Genomic DNA, 19,436 nt, shown 5'->3' on the forward strand with positions numbered 1-19,436 from the left:
GGTTGAATTCTTACTCAAACAATTCAGCCGTATCCAATACTGATACTTTTCCATCTTCACATCTGATTGCTTCACCAGGGAAGTTCTGAATCATATGGTAATCGTGTGTTGCCATTACTACTGCAGCTCCGTTTTCAAGGGCTACCTGCTTTAATAAGGTCATGATTTCATTGGATGTTTCCGGGTCAAGGTTTCCTGTCGGCTCATCTGCTAAGATAAGATCAGGGTGGTTAAGAAGCGCTCTTGCAATCGCAATACGCTGCTGCTCTCCTCCGGAAAGTTCGTGTGGCATTTTGTGCTTTTTGCTTTTCATGTTCACACTTCCCAAAACCTCATTAATACGGTCTTCCATTTTTACTTTATCATTCCATCCTGTTGCTTCAAGAACGAATTTTAAATTCTTTTCAACGGTTCTGTCAGAAAGTAATTGGAAATCCTGGAATACGATTCCTAATTTTCTTCTTAGATTAGGGATGTCAGAGGGCTTTAATTTTGCAAGATCAAATCCTACCACAGATCCGTGTCCTGATGCTAATGGAATGTGTCCGTAAAGCGTTTTCAGAAGGGAGCTTTTTCCAGAACCTGTTTTTCCGATAAGATAGCAGAATCTACCTTTTTTAATGTTAAGATTTACATCGGAAAGTACAGTGAAGCTTTTTTGTGCAATCTTGGCTTGCTGTAAACTTATGATGTTTTCTCCAGAGATATTTGTATGTGGCATAATTTAATTTTAAAGGCTGTTTCTAACAAAAAAATTTCAATCTTTAAAAATAGAAAAAAGAAGTCTATCTGACTCTAATTTTAGTAAATTTTAACAACAAAAAATGCCTGAAAAGGAACTTCTCAAGCATGATTTGTATATGATAATGTAGAATTATCTCTTCGCGCGTGAAGCACTTACAGTTAAACTCTTTCTGCCTTTAGCTCTTCTCGCAGCCAAAACTCTTCTTCCATTTGGCGTAGACATTCTTTCTCTGAAACCGTGTTTGTTTCTTTTCTTTCTTTCTGATGGCTGGAATGTTCTTTTACTCATTACTATATGTTTAAATCGTAATTAATCTATTAATTTTCAGGTTGCAAAGATATATAAATTTTTATAAGATACAAACTTTAATAATCTTTTTTTAAATTAAATTGAATGTTTTTTGATCAGGTATTTATAAACCCCCGATGGGAAAACCATTTTCGGGTGCAAAAATAATATTTAAATGATTTATATAAAAGCTCTATCTTTGAAAACTTTAATTTTAACGAAAATAAACACCGGATGTTTACACCAGCAGAACTTTTAGATATCAATACATTACTTACACAAGAGAGCAAAATAGTTATCCTTACCCACTATAACCCGGATGGAGATGCTATTGGTTCTAGTTTAGGATTGAAGCATTATCTGAAAGCTAAGGGAATTCATGCCGAGGTTATTGTCCCTAATGATTTTCCGAAATTTCTGAAGTGGATGCCGGAATCTAAAAAAGTGATTATTGCTGAGTACAAAAGAAAGCTTGCGTCTGATATGATTGCAGGAGCAGATGTTATTTTCTGCCTGGATTTCAATTCTCCATCAAGAATTGGCTTACTTGGAGATTGGCTGGTTAGAGCTCAGGGGAAGAAAATTCTTATTGATCACCACCAGCAGCCGGAAAAATTTGACTTTGTTTACTCAGATACGGTAATCCCTGCAACTTCACAGATGATCTATCATTTCATTGAAGCTATGAATGATGAAAAACTGGTGAACCAGGATATGGCAGAATGCCTTTATACAGGGATTATGACAGATACAGGTGGTTTCCGTTTTCGTTCTACGAGTGCTACCACACACAGAATTATTGCCAATCTTATTGAACATGGTGCAGATCCTGCCATGATCACATCCAATACATGGGATACCAATACAGTTTCCCGTTTACATTTACTTGCTTTGGTTCTGGGAAGAATAGAAGTGGTGAATGATGGTACTGTAGCGGTTTTAAGCCTTACTAGAAATGAACTTAAAGAATTAGGTTTCCAGAAAGGAGATACGGAAGGTTTTGTAAACTATGGTTTGAGCATTGCCGGAGTAAAAATGTCTGCATTCTTTATGGAAGATCTATATGAGGATTTTGTTAAAATCTCGTTCAGAAGTAAAGATGATGTTGATGTGAATCAGTTTTCAAGAAAATATTTCAATGGTGGAGGGCATATCAATGCTGCCGGTGGAAAATCTTTGGAATCTTTGGCTGGAACGATAGAAACCTTTAAAAATAAAGTAAAAGAGGAAAACTTCTAGAAGGACAAAAATGTAAAAAGACAAGGGGTAAAGTCTTAGACCCTCAAATCTTTTCGGTATCCTTTTTCTTCAAGCTCCTGACAGGTGTATTCATAAACCTGCTGAAACATCTCATCTATATATCTTTTGTTGAAAAGACTGTACTTCGTCATTTTAGGCGGATCTAAAAATATATTGCAGTATTTCGCTTTAGAATAGACCGATTTTGCGATGGCTAAGTGGAGGATTCTGTCGAATTCTTTCATCAGACTCATCTTTTTCAATTCGTCATAACTGATCGAGTTGACATGAGAAGCAATCAGGAAGTCACATTTGTCAATAATAGGTTCAATGGGAAGATTGTCCAGAACACCGCCATCTACATAAATTTTCTCCCCTATCCTTACCGGAGGAAGAATGAATGGAACACTGGATGAAGCCAGTAACGGACCGAAAAGCTCCCCTTCAGAAAAAAAATCTACAATACCATGGGTCATTTCGGTAGCGGCCACATACACAGGAATTCCTAAAATACTGAAATTGTCCTCTGGAAAGTAATCTTTGAACAATTTTAAAATAAAATTCGAGCTGAAAATTCCGTTCTTTGATAATTTTAAAGCTGATCTCGAAAAAAAAGAAGTCTGCCTTACAATTTCCATCATCTCATCCGGCGTTTTTCCAAAAGAATAAAAAGCCCCAATGATAGAACCGGCACTGGTTCCGGAGATAATATGTGGTTTCAGATTATATTCTTCCAAAGCCTTCAACACGGCAATATGAGCAATGCCACGCATGCCTCCACCTGAAAGTGTAAGCCCGATAACCGGTGGTTTCTTTTTTTTGAATGAGAATAAATCCATTGCGAAAATTATCCTTACTAATATACAGGATTTTTTGTAAACAAGACTTTAATTCATTAGAAAACTGGGGATTAGAAAACCAGTTTTTTAGGAAGATTGTGAAGGAGTTCTGTATTGATGATTTCGGCGCAGATACCAGGTTTTTCCCAATGTCCGTTATGTCCGCAATCCAGAATGTATGATTTGATATTCGTTCTGTCCGGTAGATGTTTGATCATCATATCGGTTTTTACAGCGTTGTCATGTTTTCCTGCCAATACCAGAATTTTAGCTTCCAGATTTTCCAGGACATGTTTTTTATCGGTTCTTTCTACCATTCCTTTTACGCAGGCTAGTGCACCTAGGTTATTGGTGGAAAGTGCAGTTTCAAGAGCGGTTTCAATTTTCCCTTCCAGAATATCTCTTTCGTTAGGATTGAATAAATTGGGAACTCCGGCTCTTGCATAATGGGCAAATGCATCCTTTATAATTCTATAGCTTTTGATGCGCTGTTGTTTTTTCTCCTCATCATCCGGAAAATAGGTAGAGAAAAATAGCGTTAAACTTTTTAAAGAGTCAGGATATTTTTCTGCAAAAGCTAACGAAGTATAACCTCCCATAGAATGTCCCAAAAGATGTACTTTTTCTAAATTTTGCTGGTCTAAAACTTTTTTTACTTCATCAGCCATCAGTTCCATGGTGTGAACTTCTGCAAGAATTTCAGACTGTCCGTGGCCGGGAAGATCAATTTTCAGCAGTGAAAAATCTTTAGAAAGATAAGGCTCCATATCATTCCATATGGATAGATTCTCCATAAACCCGTGAAGAAGTACCAATGTTTCTTTTCCGTTTCCTTTTCTTTCAAAGTTCAGCATGATTCCAAAATTATAGAAGGTTAAAAATAATGCAGCCTTTGTATGCAGCCGCTCTCTTTTCCTTTCAAATGTAAACAAAAAAGAGCATTTTAAAAATGCTCTTCTTGTTTTATTGAGTTAATTCCTTATAAACCTTTGTTTCCCAAGGTTTGATGTCTGTTACACCATATCTTTCCTTTTTAGAAATAGCGAGATTGTCCAGCATGTCTACAAAATTCTTGTAGTTGGCTTCGTCCGTAGGTTTTACAATTACCGTGAATTTTTTCTGATCAGGAGCTTTTTGATAAGCTTCCGCGATGATTTTTGAAATCTTTATTCCACTGAAATCAGTTTCCTTAAGGTTTCCTGTATTCAGATCATTCTGGTTGCTCTGATGATAAAATACACGGTTGTCTTTTCCTAGGATAAATGTAACCTGATTTTTATCTCCGATTACATTATCAGTTGGGAGGGGGTTGGGATTATGGTCTTTTGCCGGTAGTCCTAAATCCATTACGTTAGGTTTTGTAAAATTAGTGGTGAACATAAAGAATGTGATGAGTAAGAATCCCAGATCTACCATAGGAGTCATGTCTACTCTGATCATTTTTTTCTTTTGTTTGCTGCCTTGTTTTTCTTGTGCAATTACTTCTGCCATGATTAAAAGTTTTAAAATGTTAAACGGTATTTGTTAATTAATTCTTACAAAACACATGCCTTACTTGTGAAATAATCAATAGATTCATGAATCTATTGATAGTTTTCGTAATAAATTTTAATTTTCCGTTTCTTTTAATCTGTTTTTCTAAAAGTGTATCATCATGATATTGCTGGCTTACTGATTATTGAATTTTCAGGATGATCTTTGCCTAAAGATCTACACAAAAAAACTCACACGGTAAAGTGTGAGTTTTTAAATAATATGTAAATGGTTTATTTATTCTTTTTATAGAAGTTAACACCACATTCCAGGAATTTCTTGAAATCCTCTTTTGGCATATATCCTGAAACCGGAGTATTGATTACTTTCCCGTCCGGAGTGATTAAAACATAATGTGGTTGAGAGTTATTATTGAAGTTAACCTGTTGGAATAAGCTCCATCTGTCACCAATTGTTTTTACCTTTTTGATCTGTCCTTCACCAAGGTCAATTTTAGTTTTTTGATCCTCAGGAAGCTCTTCTTTATCATCCACATACAGAGATGCTAATACGACATCGTTTTGAAGGACTGGTAAAATGTCTGGTTCGCTCCATACGAATTCCTCCATTTTTCTACAGTTTTCACATCCGTATCCTGTGAAGTCAATCAAGATGGGTTTGTCTTCTTTTTTGGCCAGTTCTATTGCTTTGAAGAAGTCGTGCTCCGGATGCATTCCTAAAATTCCGTCTTTTTCATCATGGAAATAACTTACATTCAATGGAGGTAAAATTCCACTTAATAGCTGAAGCTTCGGACGGTCAGATGGAATTAATCCCTGAATCAGATAGATCACAAAGCCAATTCCCAATACTCCTAATATCTTTCTTGTGATAGAAATTTTAGGCTTTTTATCATCATGCGGGAATTTGATAAATCCTAATAAATATAATGCTAATCCTAATGCAACAATGATCCAGATAGCGATGAAAAGTTCTCTTTTTAAGAAGAATGTTTTAGATACAAGATCTGCTTTAGATAAGAATTTCAATGCTAAAGCCAGTTCTACGAAACCTAAAACTACTTTTACCGTATTCATCCATCCTCCGGATTTCGGAAGACTTTGCAATGCTTGCGGGAATAAAGCCAACAGTCCGAAAACAATAGCCCATGCTAATCCAAATCCTGCCAATGCAAATGTCAATAACATCGGAACGTTGGTAGAACCTGTTACCGCACTTCCTAATAAACTTCCCAAAATAGGTCCTGTACAAGAGAATGAAACGATAACCAATGTTAATGCCATAAAGAAAATGCCAATGATTCCTCCTGCTTCTTCCGCTTTAGAAGACTTGTTGGCGATAGAACTTGGCAAAGTAATATCATAATACCCGAAGAAGCTTCCGGCAAAGAAGATGAATATGATGAAGAATGCAATATTCAGCCATACACTTGTGGAAATTTCGTTGAAGATATTTCCTGCAATTCCGTCGATAATATGGAACGGAATACTTAATAAAACGAAAATAAGAAGGATGAAAAACCCATAAATAAGGGCATCTCTTTTTCCTTTTGCTTTGTTCTTATTCCCTTTTGTGAAAAATGAAACGGTCAATGGAATCATCGGGAAAACGCAAGGAGTAAGCAATGCGATAAGCCCACCGATAAATCCTAAGAATAAATAAGTCCAGTAATTTTCATCCACTTTGGTGGAAGCTGTACCACAATCCGTCAATGGATTTTTGAAATCTATACTTTCAATTTTCAGTTGTTTAGGATCCAGTTTTGAAGCCTCTGTGATGGTAGCTACTGTTTTTGAAGGATTTTCGGTAACTGTTTCAGTCACTTTTAATGAATCTTTTACAGGAACTGCCGTTTCCTCAGTCGTAGCTTCTTCCGTTGCCCCTTTCGGAGTCACTTTTTGGTTGAATTCTAATGTATTTGGAGCCAGACAAACTCTGTCATCACAAGTCTGATAAGTAATCTCAGACGTAACATCTGCAGGTTTTGTGGGATCTTTTAATTTAAATTTCTGCTTGAACCCTGCTGAGTTGGAGTAGAAGACAATCGTTCCACCGAATGCTTCAGAAAACTCCTCATGTTTTTTACCTACTTCGGAAAATTTCCCGATCAGTTCAATATTTTTACCTGTCACTTTATACTCAGTGGGAATTCCGGTGTCTTCCGGTAGATCTTTTGAGTAAATGTGCCATCCGCTTTCCATCGTGGCATTCAATACCGCTTCGTACTGGTTGTTTCCCAGATCGTTGATGGTGAATTTAAACTTTACAGGGTTCTTTATCTGTGCATTAATTCCCGTTGCTAAAAATAGTAGAATTAATAAAAACCAATTTCTAAATTTCATTTTTCGTTTCATTAAAAATTTTGAGACTCCATTTTGTTTTCTCATCCTTTGCGTATCATCTGTTTTGTCTGAAAGATCGTATTCTGAATACAGAATCATCATCAGACAGTATCTGAATTTTTTGCCTCGCTAAAATAGATAATTTTTCGTCCTTAAAAAACTTAGAAGCTTTCTTTTTTAGAAGCTTTTCAAGTGAAATATTTTCTATTTTACTTTAGCTGTAGTAAAAATATCAATCCTTTTAAGACTCAAAGCTGTTATTGATTTTATCAATAGTAAAGAATTAAATTCTGTTTCAGCCATGCTATTCAACCTCCCAAACTTAAGTTATAAATAATAAGTTCGAATCAGACTTTGTTATAATTGCTTTACAATATCTTCTGTAGAGGCTCTCTTTTTGTAATCTGGATCAAAATGCCTCCATATAATTTCTTTGCCCTCATTAAGAATAAATGTTGCAGAGACAGGAAGCCTTCCTGAGTTATCTGATCTGCTTTTAGCAAAGTCATCTTTCAATCTGGAATTATAGAAATTCAGAGTTTCACTGTCGGGAGTATACAGAACATCAAAAGCTTCTGCGATTTTATACCCTTCATCATATAGAACCGTATAATCAGTTTTTGTTTTGCCGATCGTCTTTTCTATAAATTCTGGTTTTTCGGGAGATATAATGACTAACCTTGCATTTTTAGATTTTAGTTCGGGTGCCAGGTTTTGTAACGTTTCAATATATTTGTTACAGTAAGGACACCATTGACCTCTGATAAAAACAATAATAAGTTTTTCTTTTTCTTGCGATGAAGAAAATGTATTTCCTACATGGTCTTTTGCCGTAAAATTTTCGATCTTATCTCCAACCATTTTTCCTTTTACCTGATCTAAGGTTTTATCGGTTTGAACCATTTTTTTTCTTAAAACAGATGCTCCGACTTCTAAAAACTGGGTGGGATTATAATATCCGAAATCATATTGAACCAGCTTACCCTTTGGATCCAGGAATAAAAAAGAAGGATAGTTGACCACTTTAAATTCTTTGGCTAGGTTGACCCCCTCTTTTTCTGCATCTATAGCAAGGTTGACAAAGTTTTTATTGAACATTTCCCCAATTTGAGGATCGGTGAATGTTTTCTTTGCCATCAGCTTACAGGGGCCACACCAGGTAGTGTACAAGTCAATGAAAATAAGTTTATTCTCTTTTGCAGCGATTTTTTTCGCCGCTTCTAAATCAATTTTTTGAAAATTGATACCCGTGCTTTGCGCATTAAACGAGATTCCTAGCAATATGAGGAAGCTCAATACCATTTTTTTGAACATAAGAATGTTGTTTTTTTATTATGTTCCCTTAAAAAGGAAAAAATCACCCATTCATTTAATAATTTATTTTAACTCATTAATAATCAGAGTGTTTTTTTTGTCTTTTATTTTTCTGATCTGCTCTACACATTTATATTTTTGGTTCTGAGCATTATGCTTGCTTGAATATTGATATTTGTTCTGAATTTCCTCAATGCTTTTATTTTCAATAAAAATATCGTGGATCAAATTTTGACAGTGTGAAGAAATAGACTTAACATAACCAAAAAGTTTTTCCCAGTAATATTTTTCATTTTCAATAGCAGAAGTGATTTCCTGTTGATTTTCTATGAAATAACTTTCCGGGGACTCTATATAAAAATTTCTATTTTTTAATTTTTTCAGCCATAGATTTTTAGAAATTCCAATGATGTAATTTCCCAGACAGGTCTGAACGTTGAAATCATCTGCATTCAGCTTTTGATAAAGGATGAGCAGTGCGTCTTGGAAAATATCTTCCGCATCTTCTATATTGCCTTTATTCTTAAGGATAAATTTTTTGGTATAGTCAAAATACTGTTGGTATAAGATACCAAAAGCGATATTGCTGTCTTTCTTAAAATCATCAACAGCTAACGAATTAGTTGTTCTTCTGTCCATTTTATGATTATCTTTTTTTGAGTATTTCTATCTGCCTGATACCTGCGGTCCTGTCTGAGAGGGATAACTCCCAAAATGTGGTTTCTGGAATCACACAATAACCAGACCTTTTCCCTGATCAAAATAGATAATTTCTCGTCTCTAAAAAACTTGGAAACTTTCTTTTTCCCCGAAAACCCCACAGGATAAAACTCGTCACCCTCTTTTTGTTTTCTTAAACGTAATGGGAAGTGAATTTTTTCAGCATCAAAGTCCCATACAATCTCCTTATTGATTCCATCAATGTTTTCAATATGATCTACGAGATTGATGCTGATTTGGTTTTCGGAAAAATCAAAATGATCGATCAGTACTATTTCCTCTTTGGAGCCCTGTTCATCGTTTCTATTCATAAATATCAGTTCATTACGATTGACGATCAACTGATATTCTTTTGAAAAAAAAGAACTGTTGTTTTCGGCTTTAAAAATTTTAGGGATTTCTTCCTCCTGGCTGAACCCATATTTTTTTAAAATTTCAAATTTTACGAAATCACTTTCCTGATCAAGTTTTTCTTTTGATAATATTTTATAGTCTTTGTTAAATATTGTAATGCGATTTTCTAACTCCTGAATTTGCTTCTGTACAAAATCTTTGGTTTGATTCAGGTACAAAGAACTTTTTCTGAAGTTTTCCAGAAAGTGATCGTTAGTTTCCATCAGTGCCGGAACAATCACATTTCTAATCTTATTACGTAGATAATCATTTTTTTTATTGGAAAGATCTTCCCGGAATTCAATCGTATTTCGCTCAGCAAATTCATAAATTTCTTTTTTTGAAAAATTTAAAATAGGTCTGAGAATATTATTGTCATTCGCTGGAATTCCGCTTAATCCATTGATGCCCGCAGCCTTGGAAAGATTGATGATAAATGTTTCCAGCTGGTCGTTCAGATGATGAGCTGTCACCAGAAATTCCAGTTTTTCCTTTCGCTGGATTTCTTTAAAAAAGGTGTATCTAAGTTCTCTTGCCCAAAGCTGAATGGAATTTTCCGGCTTCTGATCTTTTTCAGAAACTTCATACAGATGAAATTTTATATGATTTTTCTCACAAAAATCCTGTACTGTTTTCTGATCCAGATCCGAATCATGACCACGGAGTTTATAATTGATATGAGCAACCTGAAAACGGTACTTTGAACCTTGAATTTCGGACCCTAAATCCCTGAATAAAGAGGCAAGAACCATAGAATCTGCTCCACCGCTTACGGCCAGAAGATACGTGTGATTTTCAGGCTCGTGAACGAGATTTTTTAATTGACTGATAAAGCTTGATTTTTCCAACATATTTGTTGAGAATTTCTTTTATGCAAAGATAACCGATATAATTCAATTGAATTTCCCTAACTTTGAGTAGTCTAAAAATGATTATTTATGAAGATTTTAAAAGTTTTAGCAGTTTCTGCAATGGCGCTGGGAATGACATCTTGTGTTAGCAAGAAGCAATATGATGCATTGAGCATAAACTATAAACAGTGTATTGAAAATATTGGAGAAAGACAAAGAGAAATTCAGGATTTGAAATCTCAAAACTCTGCATTGACGGGGGAAAACAATTTGTTGAAAAGTCAGCATGATGCTTTGAAGTCATCACTTGATGCATGTCTTTCTAATACAGGAAAAAGTTCTGCTAACATTGATAAACTTGTAGGGGAAATCAATGCTTCCAACTCTTATATTAAGCAGTTGATATCAAGCAATGCTAAAAACGACAGCTTGAACCTTGCATTGTCTAACAAACTGAAAAGATCTTTGGATAATATGTCAGATCAGGATGTACAGGTGAAAGTATTGAAAGGGGTAGTAATGATCTCTCTTTCAGATAAAATGCTGTACAAAACAGGAGATTACAACATTTTGCCTGCTGCTCAGGAAGTGTTAGGTAAAGTGGCTAAAGTAATCAATGATTATGATAAATATTCAGTATTGATCGAAGGTAATACAGATAATGCTCCGTTGAACTCTCCAAATATTCCGAGAGACAACTGGGATCTTTCTGCATTAAGAGGTACGTCTGTTGCTAAAATTCTTCAGACTCAGTTTGGAGTAGATCCTGCAAGAATTACCGCTGGTGGTCGTTCAGAATATAACCCGAAAGCGACTAATATGAGTGTTTCAGGAAGATCTGAAAACAGAAGAACGGAAATCATCATCATGCCTAAACTTGATGAGTTTATGAAGCTGATGGATATCACTCCTAAGAAATAATCACTCAACCATACATAACAACAAATCCCGAAGCCATTCGGGATTTGTTGTTTTATGAACCTATTTGTTTCGCAATATAATGGGCAGATATTTTTTTCTTTGAAGAACGGACGGTCTTTTTAATGGGTTGTTCAAAATAAAAATTGGTGATATTCCAAACAATCATAATTGCTGAAAAATAATATAAGTTGAGAACCAATGCAATTCCTATATGCATAGAAACCGTTAGGAAAAGCCATGTCTTCTGAGTGGGTTTGTACCATATGAAAAATGGATAGCACATCTCAATAATAATAGTGCTCCATCCGATGAAACTCAAAATATAAGAATGTTCTATAAGCCAGCTAAAATCAATATTCAGATCCCTGTTGGAGTAGGGCAGATGGATGGCTTTCCAGATAGATTCTCCGTTCCACCAATTGAAGCCTAAAGCTTTGTCCAGTCCCGAAAAGAAGTAAGCAATAGAAATATGAATCTGAAATAACCTTTTTACCGGAGTAATATTGATATTTCCAGGTTTTTTACTGAAAATAAAGTTTCTGAGGGAAAAATGGGAATCGGACGGAAAAAGGATCAGATAAAACAAGGACATACTCGTAAAAAAGTCTGCACCATACGCAAAGAAAGAACTTCCTTTGAGTAATGCAATTTGCAGTATCAATAATAGCAGAGCAGAGATTCTGGAATAAAATCCGGTGATAACAAAAATACACAATGTGATAAATGATACTTTGGTCATCATAATTGTGGTGCCTTCTTCAATACCCAAAGTCTGCAAAAAGCTGACAGCTTTTGAAAATGTAATGAGCCAATCCGGAGTGAAAACACTCATGATATCCTGTGGAATGACACTGCTGCTAGAAAATAATTTTTCAAAATCAGGCATCACTGCAATGAATTGTAAGAGAATAATAAGTCCTATTGCAATTCTAAAGAAACTTAAAAATTCTGTTTGATTATCCTGCTTGAAAAAGAAATTTTCAACTTTTGTGTAAAGTACATTCAGTTTTTTCATCGCTTTAATGTTTAAATTCATCAATAAGAATCAAATTTTCATTCGTCTTTCCCTGTCTGAAATCTGCAATAGTAGGGTAGTCGTACAGATAAAGTTTTGTAGTAACCTTTGTTGCTTTTGGATTTTCTTTCATGACATGCGCTGCAATCTGTCGGATAATGATGTCCAGATATTGATAGTACTTGCTGTCGTACTTGTTTTTATCAGAAATTTTATCAAGAAACATATTAAAGACTGTCGTATATCTCACTCTGCTTTCCTTACTTTTAAAATAAGGCATGGTCTTTTGTTCCAGAATATTTCCATTGTTATCTTTCAGTTCAAAACTCATGACAAAATCACTGGCAACATTGGGTGCGTAAAAGCCATAGCCTGTATCAAAACCGGTATAAGAGGCAAACATATTGACGGGCTTTGACTGGGCAATGTTTTCTGAAATTTTGTAAGCTAAAGGTTTTTCATAATTTTTGTTTTCATAATAAAAACCATAGTAGCCATCAAATGTTCCCTTCAAACCAATCGTAAAGACCAGTAGTAAAACAATAAAAATCCCGGATAACTGAAGCTTTCTTTTCATGGCAAAAGATTTAAGAAAAGGCTGTTTTCATTCTGAAGACAGCCTTTTGCTGTTATTTGTAATTTACCAATACATTATTCAGTTTTACATTGATTCTGGGATCAATAGCTGTATTGGCTTTTATAGATTTTATAATCACATTGGTAAGGTTCTTTCTACCCATCGTTGGCGGGCAGATGGTATATTCTTCAGCACCTCTTATCGTTAATTTACTTAAGGATGCAATGTCTTTCTGACTCAGCAATGCAGCGTTGGTAGCAACCTGATTGTTTTGAATAGCATAATAATCTGTTACCAATTCTTTAGCTCCGTATTTTTTTAAGATACCATCTACTTTAGCTCTCAGATCACCATATTTTTTCCAGTCAATGTTGGCTTTTATCAAGCATCCGCGGATGATGTACTGTCTGTTGATTTTGTATACAATAAAATTGGTACCCAAACCATTCTGATGAAGTTTTTGTAGGCTTAGTAAATTTTTCATGTCTTCATCAGAGATTTTTTTGACATCTTTAATGATGTAATTGTTGTCTACGATGTAATTGCCCTTTTCTTTATAAAAAGACATCTCCTGAGGTTTTAGCTGGGAAAATATAATAACAAGTCCCACTATTGCTCCAATTAAAAATAAAGTCTTTGTTTTCATGTGGTTGTTTTTAAAAATATCCCTACTCTGTTTAGGATTTTCGGGTTCCTCCTTTTTGTGAGTGTTTCATGGTTGGAAAACTTAGATCAAATGTAGAATTATGTGAGTGCTTTAGAATAAGTGTTTATCCTGTTTTTGTGTAGGGATTTTAACCTTTAACCTTAAATCTAAAGATGGGATGAGGTAATAATCTGCAAATAACAGCCTATCTAAGGATTTTCAAAACTGCTTTGTAGATGCGTAAAATGTAAAATTTGATAAAAATTTGTCGGAAGAACTTCATCAAGTTCTTTTGAATGGATGTTGGTAAAAGATTAATCCCTGTGCGGGATAGATTGTTAATCTGACGATCAGATAGACTATCTGATATGACCTGAGTAGAAATAACCTTACATTAAAAAAAATAAATCCCGAAGGTGGCCGGGATTTACTTTTTAATCAAATTAATTCTTCTTTTTTCAAGAGAGAAATAATTCGTTGCAAAAATGAAGTGGATATTTCTGTCTTAGTTTTTGCTGCAGAAGAATCTGTTCTACCTTTCGGTACAACTTTTTTGCGATTCTCATGGTTAGTTTGTGTCTCTCCTGCAACCATCTTGTTTTCTCTTAGTGTTTTTACCCGTTATTCGTATTGCAAACTTATCACTAATACCACAAAAATAACATCCGTGTTTTCCCGGTATTTTATATGGGTATTTCCCTGAAAAAGCGGAATTTATTTTATAGATAAATAAATTATACGGTATGTAATTATTTGATTTATAATAAAATGTGTATATTTAAATCTCTGTAAAAGGAAATAATATAGAGAAATCCGAAAATCTTAAGAGTAGGAATTAATACTAAACTAAAACAATTATGAAAAATTTAAAAAAACTTTCAAGAGGAGAAATGAAAGCTGTACAAGGAGCTGATTTATGGTGTAATCCACAAATAATATGTCAAAGAACCTCTGACTGCTGCCCGGGATGGGTTTGTGGTTCTAAAGGAGAATATTGTATAGCCTATTAAAGATATCACCTGCATTGAAAGACATAGACTAAAAAAGAGGGATTTATTTCTCTCTTTTTTTTGTATCTTATCTTCGGGTAGAAACTGAAAATTAAAAAAAGAAGTTTTAAAATCCTTAAATTTGTTTAAATTAAAGTTGTATGAGTTTTTTTGAAGAAAAGAATCCTGAAATGGACAGATATTTAGAAGCACACGCTTCTTCGGAATCCGAAATTCTGAAAAAACTGAGAAGAGAAACGTATCAAAAAACAACACAGCCGCATATGATTTCGGGGTACCAGCAGGGAAGACTGCTAACGATGATTTCCCAAATGATGCAGCCGAAAAATATCCTGGAGATAGGAACATTTACGGGCTATGCCACATTATGCCTGGCTTCAGGACTGGCAAAAGAAGGAAAAATTACAACGTTGGATGTGAATGAAGATCTTGCCTATCTGCCGAAGAAATATTTCGAGTCGAGCGAATATGCTGATCAGATTGATTTCAAACTTCAGGATGCTAAAGAGTTTTTAAAAGAAACAGATGAGTTTTTTGACCTGATTTTTGTAGATGCAGATAAAGAGAACTACGCCGAATATTTTAGACTCATAAAACCACATACGAAGTCAGGAACTGTAGTTCTGTTTGATAATGTTCTGTGGTACGGAAAAGTACTGGAAGAAAATCCAAAGTTGAAATCTACCCAGTCTATCCAGGAATTAAATGATTTAGCGGCAAAAGACGAAGATTTTGAAAATCTTATTTTACCTTTGCGTGATGGAGTCAACTTTCTTCGCAGAAAGTAATTAAAATATCCAAAGATTAAACATTTAAAGAGTGTACAGACCGTATTTTTACTCTTTGAATTATTCAATCTTAAAATTGAGAGTTAATGAATAAAGGAATTTGTATTGTTACAGTAGCGCCGGTTCGTGCAGAAAATTCTGACAGAGCTGAAATTGTTACGGAAATATTGTTCGGAGAAAGTGCAGATATTTTGGAAGTAGATAAAAACTGGACCAAAATCAAGATGCATTACGATGGCTATGAAGGATGGATGGATACCAAACAATTGAAACCGGTAACAGATGAAGATCTGGCCAGAAGAAAAGTGACTGTCGTTACTGAAGATTTTTCTTCCGTAATGATGAATGACGGAAAAACGTTGCTGTCTATGGGGTCCGAAGTGGAATTTCCAGTGGTGGCTTCCAGAAGAAGTCATGACGTACGGGAAAGTATCGCATTGGCTGCAAAAGAATTCCTTAATGTACCTTATCTGTGGGGTGGCAAAAGCTTTTTTGCTGTAGACTGCTCAGGCTTTACCCAATTGGTATATAAAATTCACAATATTAAAATACCCAGAGATGCCTCACAACAGGCTGAGGTGGGAGAACCTCTTACTTTTATAGAAGAAACACAGCCCGGAGATCTTGCTTTCTTTGAAAATGCAGACGGGAAAATAATTCACGTAGGAATTATGCTGGAGAATCAAAAAATCATCCATGCTTCCGGAAAAGTGAGAATCGACACCTTGGATTCTACAGGAATTTTCAATAAAGAAATGAATAAGCATACTCATAAATTGAGAGTGCTTAAAAGCGTAATTTAATTTCCAACAAATCTGATCTGAAATGGAAAATATTCTCTTTACAATTTTTGATATTTTTAATTTTGGATGGGTTGTTTTTCTGTGGTGGTTTACCATCAAGAACTATAATACTTTGCCGAAGAGAATTCCTGTTCATATGGATTTGGACGGAAAACCGGATAGGTTCGGAGGAAAGATCTATGCCTTTTTAATGCCTGTATTGGCTACAGTAATGTATGCTGTTTTTACCTTTGCTACAAGACATCCTGAAGGAACGAATTTTCCGGTAGAAATTACAGATCAGAACAGACACGCCCAGTTTTTAATTATGAAGATCTTTATGAGGGTTCTATTTGCATTCCTTATGCTGATCTTTATAAACAATCAGGATTATATGATCAGGCGTGCTTCAGATGAAAATGCAAAACCGAGAATTTCGATTGCTACTACCATTTTAAGCGTTATTGCATTTTTACCTGTAATGTTGGTCATTATCAATCTATTTAAATGATACATTCCAAAGACAATTCAGAACATTATATTTGGGGAGACCATTGTGACAGCTGGATTCTGAAAAACACCCAAAACTTATCTGTGAAGCAGGAAAAGATGCCTGCCGGATCTTCAGAAAAATTACACTTTCATAAGATAGCAGAACAGTTTTTTTATATTCTGAAAGGAGAAGCTGTCTTGTATATCAATGAAGAGAAGTTTTTGGTTAAACAAGGTGAATCTATTTCCATTGCACCAGGATCAAGGCATTTTATATCCAATGAATCCACCGAAGAAATTGAGTTTTTAGTCATATCCAATCCACCTACAGATCAGGATAGAATTGAAATTAAAGAATAATTAAAAATGGCTTTCCTATACAATATATTTATCAGTCTCCTTACTTTCGGAATGAAAGCTTTTGCGTTGATTAATGATAAAACTAAAAAAGGCGTTGAAGGAAGAAGGCTGTCCTTGAGCAAAGTAAAATCCGCATTCTCAAAAACAGATAAAGTAATTTGGATGCATGCTGCCAGTTTAGGAGAGTATGAGCAGGGATTACCCGTTTTGGAAAAGCTGAAAGAGAATTTTCCACAGCACAAAGTTCTGGTGACCTTTTTCTCTCCATCAGGATATGAAAACGTTGTGAAAAAGCAACATATTGCAGACGTGATCTGTTACCTTCCATTTGATAAAAAAAGCAGTGTAAAAGAGTTTATATCACAATTTAATACCGAACTATTTTTTACGGTTAAATATGATTATTGGTATAATCTGCTTGTTGAACTGGAAAATAAAGGAACAAAGATCTATGTTATTTCTGCGTTGTTCTATGAAAGACAGTCCTTCTTTACCTCCTATGGAAAATGGTTTGTAAAACAGCTTCAGAAAAATGTAGATTGGTTTTTTCATCAGACCCAGTTTTCATTGGCTTTGGCAAAAAGTGTAGGGTTGGTAAAGTCTTCCATAACGGGAGATACGAGATTTGATAGAGTAAAACAACTTCGTGAACGGGATAATCATGTAGACTTTATTGCAAGTTTCAAAGGAGAGAATAAAGCCGTTGTTTTTGGAAGCTCGTGGCAGGCAGAGGAGAAAATAGCAGAGGTAGTTTCCCGTAAAAATAATACGGTGAAACTCATTATAGCACCACATGATCTGAAAAGAGTAGAGCATTTAAAAAATACCTTTCCAAATGCTTTATTATACAGCGAAATAAAAAATGCTCAACCATCAGTTGCTAATTCTCAAATTCTGATCATAGACAGCATCGGGTTATTGTCAAAACTATATTCCTATGCAGATGCAGCCGTTGTGGGAGGAGGGTTTCATGACGCAGGCCTTCATAATATTCTGGAAGCAGCAACCTTTGGGGTTCCTGTGATTTTTGGAAACCATTACAGAAAGAACCCGGAAGCTGATGATCTTGTCTCCGCGAATGGCGGGAAATCTTTTCCAGACGAATATACAGCCTCAGAATTCGTTTTATTTCTCTTGAATGAAGATAATAGAGAAGAACTTGCAGAAATGTCTCAGAATGCCGGGAAATTCGTAGATGAAAAACCTAATTCTACCGAAATGATTCTTCAGAAAATTTTATCGTAAGTATCCCTGGCTTTTCATCTCCTTCATAATCTGTTCCACGTTTTCCGGAATTTTTTCACATTCGAGCCAACTGATGTCAAGACCGTTGTTGATGCAGAGTTTTTGAAGATAATGGTTGTCTGAGATCTTCTTTTGAGTGTCACGCAGATATTCATCAATTTCCATCCAGTAATCCTCATCCAGTTTTTTAATAAGAGTTAAAGATTTGAATACTTTGTTGATAATGTAAATATAAAGCTTGTAAACATTGTCAAACCTTTGTCTGCTGAGGTCACTGTTATTATCCAAAATTTTATTGATAAGAAGAAGATTCAGTGAAACTTCCCCAAATTTATCAGTGGTAATCTTTATATGTTCAGTGATTTCTGCACTGATCTTTCGGATGATAGTCAGGAAATAGGGAGCGTTTCCGGTATATTTTGATGCTAAAAGAACTTTTTCCTCTACAATTTCCTCTATGGCATTTCTCTTATCGTCGGTGGTCTCCGGATCGATAAGTTCGAAATACAGTTTTTTAGACAATAATTTATCCTTTCTCAGGAGTCTGAAAATAAGTTTGTCTTTCTCGGTACCGGAAAAAGCGCTCAGAGCGGCTTTAAACTCTTTTGAATACTCCATTAATTGAAAATTTTCGAATACTTCATGAATCCATTCAGCGCCCAATTAGCTGTATAATATAGTGATTTTACCGTTGAAAATCCCATGAAGTCTTTATAAACAAGATATTGATCTTTGATGATGTTTTTTTTATTTCTGGAAACACTGTTTTCGCGCATTCTGTATTTTGCCAGTGTTTTATTAATAGGCATCCCTTCCGGAATTACTTTTAAAAGATTAAGCCACATAACGTGGTCCTCACGCTTACTTTTTACTGGGAACAGAAACTTTCCCACTCTTTTTGTGTCATACATTGTGGAAACCGGAGCCAGTCGGCAGGTTTTCAGCAGATTGGAAAAAGTGACAATTTTATCTGCAAGGAAATCTTTTAATATAGGTTGAAGCTGCTCATCACATCTCGAATAATTACAGTATACAAGTTCTGCATGATGTTCCTGCATATAATCTGTCATGGTTTCAAGATACTCAGGATACCAGAAGTCATCAGAATCCAGAAAGGCTATGTATCTGCCCTGAGCTCTTTCAAGACTATTATTTCTTGCATTTCCTGCGCCGCCATTTTTCTCCAATACCTGCAGCTTTATTCTGGGATCATTGTATTTTCTGATGATCTCAACAGTATTGTCTTTAGAAAGATCATCCGTAATCAGCCACTCCCAGTTTTCATAGGTTTGATTGAGAACAGACTGTATGGTTTCCTCAATAAATTCTGCCGAATTGTAACAGGGAGTAATAATGGAGACAAGATCTTTCATTA

22 protein-coding genes are annotated in these 19,436 nt (G+C 35.1%); 8 read left to right on the forward strand and 14 right to left on the reverse strand.

The genetic code is table 11. From position 1 onward, the window contains the following. Positions 1–10 precede the first annotated feature (10 nt). A complete protein-coding gene (locus tag C1634_RS20080) occupies positions 11–721 on the reverse strand; it encodes a cell division ATP-binding protein FtsE (protein ID WP_103232310.1) in 711 nt (236 codons plus the stop codon). A gap of 153 nt (positions 722–874) precedes the next feature. Continuing rightward, entirely contained in the window at positions 875–1,033 is a 159-nt protein-coding gene (rpmH, locus tag C1634_RS20085) for a 50S ribosomal protein L34 (RefSeq protein ID WP_040997588.1), read from the reverse strand. Positions 1,034–1,267: 234 nt separating this feature from the next. On the opposite strand from rpmH, the gene C1634_RS20090 reads away from it, so the two are divergent. After that, complete coding sequence (locus tag C1634_RS20090; RefSeq protein WP_103232308.1) at positions 1,268–2,272, forward strand: DHH family phosphoesterase; 1,005 nt, start codon at positions 1,268–1,270, stop codon at positions 2,270–2,272. A gap of 35 nt (positions 2,273–2,307) precedes the next feature. On the opposite strand, the gene C1634_RS20095 is transcribed toward C1634_RS20090, so the two are convergent. The 7 genes from C1634_RS20095 to tilS all read right to left on the reverse strand — a co-directional run bounded on the left by C1634_RS20095 (position 2,308) and on the right by tilS (position 10,225). Further along, entirely contained in the window at positions 2,308–3,111 is an 804-nt protein-coding gene (locus tag C1634_RS20095; RefSeq protein ID WP_103232307.1) for a patatin-like phospholipase family protein, read from the reverse strand. 71 nt (positions 3,112–3,182) lie between these two features. Beyond that, on the reverse strand, positions 3,183–3,965 hold the full coding sequence (locus C1634_RS20100; RefSeq protein WP_103232324.1) for an alpha/beta fold hydrolase: 783 nt from the start codon (positions 3,963–3,965) through the stop codon (positions 3,183–3,185). 109 nt (positions 3,966–4,074) lie between these two features. Beyond that, positions 4,075–4,602 carry a biopolymer transporter ExbD gene (locus C1634_RS20105; protein WP_109739030.1) on the reverse strand — a complete coding sequence of 176 codons (528 nt, stop codon included), beginning with the start codon at positions 4,600–4,602 and terminating at the stop codon, positions 4,075–4,077. Positions 4,603–4,877: 275 nt separating this feature from the next. Further along, positions 4,878–6,947 carry a protein-disulfide reductase DsbD family protein gene (locus tag C1634_RS20110; protein WP_109739088.1) on the reverse strand — a complete coding sequence of 690 codons (2,070 nt, stop codon included), beginning with the start codon at positions 6,945–6,947 and terminating at the stop codon, positions 4,878–4,880. Positions 6,948–7,304: 357 nt separating this feature from the next. After that, positions 7,305–8,261 (reverse strand): redoxin domain-containing protein, encoded by a 957-nt coding sequence (locus C1634_RS20120; protein WP_103232305.1) that lies wholly within the window; start codon positions 8,259–8,261, stop codon positions 7,305–7,307. 63 nt (positions 8,262–8,324) lie between these two features. Beyond that, entirely contained in the window at positions 8,325–8,900 is a 576-nt protein-coding gene (locus C1634_RS20125) for an RNA polymerase sigma factor (protein WP_109739031.1), read from the reverse strand. After that, the gene (tilS, locus tag C1634_RS20130) at positions 8,873–10,225 is read right to left on the reverse strand and encodes a tRNA lysidine(34) synthetase TilS (RefSeq protein WP_109739032.1); all 1,353 of its coding nucleotides are present in this window, start codon (positions 10,223–10,225) and stop codon (positions 8,873–8,875) included. The genes C1634_RS20125 and tilS overlap by 28 nt, the downstream gene beginning before the upstream one ends. Positions 10,226–10,312: 87 nt before the next feature. Between tilS and C1634_RS20135 the strand changes: the two genes are divergently transcribed. Further along, complete coding sequence (locus C1634_RS20135; protein ID WP_109739033.1) at positions 10,313–11,146, forward strand: OmpA family protein; 834 nt, start codon at positions 10,313–10,315, stop codon at positions 11,144–11,146. A gap of 52 nt (positions 11,147–11,198) precedes the next feature. Here the strand turns inward: C1634_RS20135 and C1634_RS20140 are convergent, their stop codons facing one another. Genes C1634_RS20140 through C1634_RS20150 form a run of 3 tightly spaced genes read right to left on the reverse strand, consistent with a single transcriptional unit; the run spans position 11,199 to position 13,384 of the window. Further along, the gene (locus tag C1634_RS20140; RefSeq protein WP_109739089.1) at positions 11,199–12,161 is read right to left on the reverse strand and encodes an HTTM domain-containing protein; all 963 of its coding nucleotides are present in this window, start codon (positions 12,159–12,161) and stop codon (positions 11,199–11,201) included. Positions 12,162–12,165: 4 nt separating this feature from the next. After that, entirely contained in the window at positions 12,166–12,738 is a 573-nt protein-coding gene (locus C1634_RS20145; protein WP_103233845.1) for a hypothetical protein, read from the reverse strand. 52 nt (positions 12,739–12,790) lie between these two features. After that, a complete protein-coding gene (locus C1634_RS20150) occupies positions 12,791–13,384 on the reverse strand; it encodes a hypothetical protein (RefSeq protein WP_103233846.1) in 594 nt (197 codons plus the stop codon). 857 nt (positions 13,385–14,241) lie between these two features. Here C1634_RS20150 and C1634_RS20155 point away from each other — a divergent pair. The 6 genes from C1634_RS20155 to C1634_RS20180 all read left to right on the forward strand — a co-directional run bounded on the left by C1634_RS20155 (position 14,242) and on the right by C1634_RS20180 (position 18,061). Continuing rightward, on the forward strand, positions 14,242–14,394 hold the full coding sequence (locus C1634_RS20155; RefSeq protein WP_103233847.1) for a CCPGW family putative bacteriocin: 153 nt from the start codon (positions 14,242–14,244) through the stop codon (positions 14,392–14,394). Positions 14,395–14,534: 140 nt separating this feature from the next. Then, positions 14,535–15,182 (forward strand): O-methyltransferase, encoded by a 648-nt coding sequence (locus tag C1634_RS20160; RefSeq protein ID WP_109739034.1) that lies wholly within the window; start codon positions 14,535–14,537, stop codon positions 15,180–15,182. An 86-nt stretch (positions 15,183–15,268) separates the two neighbouring features. Beyond that, positions 15,269–15,985 (forward strand): C40 family peptidase, encoded by a 717-nt coding sequence (locus tag C1634_RS20165; RefSeq protein WP_109739035.1) that lies wholly within the window; start codon positions 15,269–15,271, stop codon positions 15,983–15,985. Between the two features lie 22 nt (positions 15,986–16,007). Continuing rightward, entirely contained in the window at positions 16,008–16,475 is a 468-nt protein-coding gene (locus tag C1634_RS20170) for a DUF1648 domain-containing protein (RefSeq protein WP_103233850.1), read from the forward strand. Then, positions 16,472–16,816 carry a cupin domain-containing protein gene (locus tag C1634_RS20175; protein WP_103233851.1) on the forward strand — a complete coding sequence of 115 codons (345 nt, stop codon included), beginning with the start codon at positions 16,472–16,474 and terminating at the stop codon, positions 16,814–16,816. Before C1634_RS20170 ends, C1634_RS20175 begins: the two co-directional genes overlap by 4 nt. Before the next feature lie 6 nt (positions 16,817–16,822). Beyond that, positions 16,823–18,061 carry a 3-deoxy-D-manno-octulosonic acid transferase gene (locus tag C1634_RS20180; RefSeq protein WP_103233852.1) on the forward strand — a complete coding sequence of 413 codons (1,239 nt, stop codon included), beginning with the start codon at positions 16,823–16,825 and terminating at the stop codon, positions 18,059–18,061. Here the strand turns inward: C1634_RS20180 and C1634_RS20185 are convergent. Beyond that, on the reverse strand, positions 18,053–18,679 hold the full coding sequence (locus C1634_RS20185; RefSeq protein WP_109739036.1) for a deoxyuridine 5'-triphosphate nucleotidohydrolase: 627 nt from the start codon (positions 18,677–18,679) through the stop codon (positions 18,053–18,055). The two genes, C1634_RS20180 and C1634_RS20185, sit on opposite strands and share 9 nt — an antisense overlap. Next, on the reverse strand, positions 18,679–19,434 hold the full coding sequence (locus C1634_RS20190; RefSeq protein WP_103233854.1) for a glycosyltransferase family 2 protein: 756 nt from the start codon (positions 19,432–19,434) through the stop codon (positions 18,679–18,681). Before C1634_RS20190 ends, C1634_RS20185 begins: the two co-directional genes overlap by 1 nt. Between the last annotated feature and the right edge of the window lie 2 nt (positions 19,435–19,436).

The organism is Chryseobacterium viscerum (genome assembly GCF_002899945.2).
Lineage (GTDB): Bacteria > Bacteroidota > Bacteroidia > Flavobacteriales > Weeksellaceae > Chryseobacterium > Chryseobacterium viscerum.

Bases quoted from the DNA above. Each gene is read 5' to 3' on its own strand.
- C1634_RS20145 (WP_103233845.1), bottom strand. From the start codon at position 12,738: ATGAAAAGAAAGCTTCAGTTATCCGGGATTTTTATTGTTTTACTACTG.
- C1634_RS20125 (WP_109739031.1), bottom strand. From the start codon at position 8,900: ATGGACAGAAGAACAACTAATTCGTTAGCTGTTGATGATTTTAAGAAA.
- C1634_RS20140 (WP_109739089.1), bottom strand. From the start codon at position 12,161: ATGAAAAAACTGAATGTACTTTACACAAAAGTTGAAAATTTCTTTTTC.
- C1634_RS20090 (WP_103232308.1), top strand. From the start codon at position 1,268: ATGTTTACACCAGCAGAACTTTTAGATATCAATACATTACTTACACAA.
- rpmH (WP_040997588.1), bottom strand. From the start codon at position 1,033: ATGAGTAAAAGAACATTCCAGCCATCAGAAAGAAAGAAAAGAAACAAA.
- C1634_RS20105 (WP_109739030.1), bottom strand. From the start codon at position 4,602: ATGGCAGAAGTAATTGCACAAGAAAAACAAGGCAGCAAACAAAAGAAA.
- tilS (WP_109739032.1), bottom strand. From the start codon at position 10,225: ATGTTGGAAAAATCAAGCTTTATCAGTCAATTAAAAAATCTCGTTCAC.
- C1634_RS20080 (WP_103232310.1), bottom strand. From the start codon at position 721: ATGCCACATACAAATATCTCTGGAGAAAACATCATAAGTTTACAGCAA.
- C1634_RS20185 (WP_109739036.1), bottom strand. From the start codon at position 18,679: ATGGAGTATTCAAAAGAGTTTAAAGCCGCTCTGAGCGCTTTTTCCGGT.
- C1634_RS20160 (WP_109739034.1), top strand. From the start codon at position 14,535: ATGAGTTTTTTTGAAGAAAAGAATCCTGAAATGGACAGATATTTAGAA.
- C1634_RS20190 (WP_103233854.1), bottom strand. From the start codon at position 19,434: ATGAAAGATCTTGTCTCCATTATTACTCCCTGTTACAATTCGGCAGAA.
- C1634_RS20155 (WP_103233847.1), top strand. From the start codon at position 14,242: ATGAAAAATTTAAAAAAACTTTCAAGAGGAGAAATGAAAGCTGTACAA.
- C1634_RS20150 (WP_103233846.1), bottom strand. From the start codon at position 13,384: ATGAAAACAAAGACTTTATTTTTAATTGGAGCAATAGTGGGACTTGTT.
- C1634_RS20095 (WP_103232307.1), bottom strand. From the start codon at position 3,111: ATGGATTTATTCTCATTCAAAAAAAAGAAACCACCGGTTATCGGGCTT.
- C1634_RS20180 (WP_103233852.1), top strand. From the start codon at position 16,823: ATGGCTTTCCTATACAATATATTTATCAGTCTCCTTACTTTCGGAATG.
- C1634_RS20120 (WP_103232305.1), bottom strand. From the start codon at position 8,261: ATGTTCAAAAAAATGGTATTGAGCTTCCTCATATTGCTAGGAATCTCG.
- C1634_RS20135 (WP_109739033.1), top strand. From the start codon at position 10,313: ATGAAGATTTTAAAAGTTTTAGCAGTTTCTGCAATGGCGCTGGGAATG.
- C1634_RS20110 (WP_109739088.1), bottom strand. From the start codon at position 6,947: ATGAAATTTAGAAATTGGTTTTTATTAATTCTACTATTTTTAGCAACG.
- C1634_RS20175 (WP_103233851.1), top strand. From the start codon at position 16,472: ATGATACATTCCAAAGACAATTCAGAACATTATATTTGGGGAGACCAT.
- C1634_RS20170 (WP_103233850.1), top strand. From the start codon at position 16,008: ATGGAAAATATTCTCTTTACAATTTTTGATATTTTTAATTTTGGATGG.
- C1634_RS20165 (WP_109739035.1), top strand. From the start codon at position 15,269: ATGAATAAAGGAATTTGTATTGTTACAGTAGCGCCGGTTCGTGCAGAA.
- C1634_RS20100 (WP_103232324.1), bottom strand. From the start codon at position 3,965: ATGCTGAACTTTGAAAGAAAAGGAAACGGAAAAGAAACATTGGTACTT.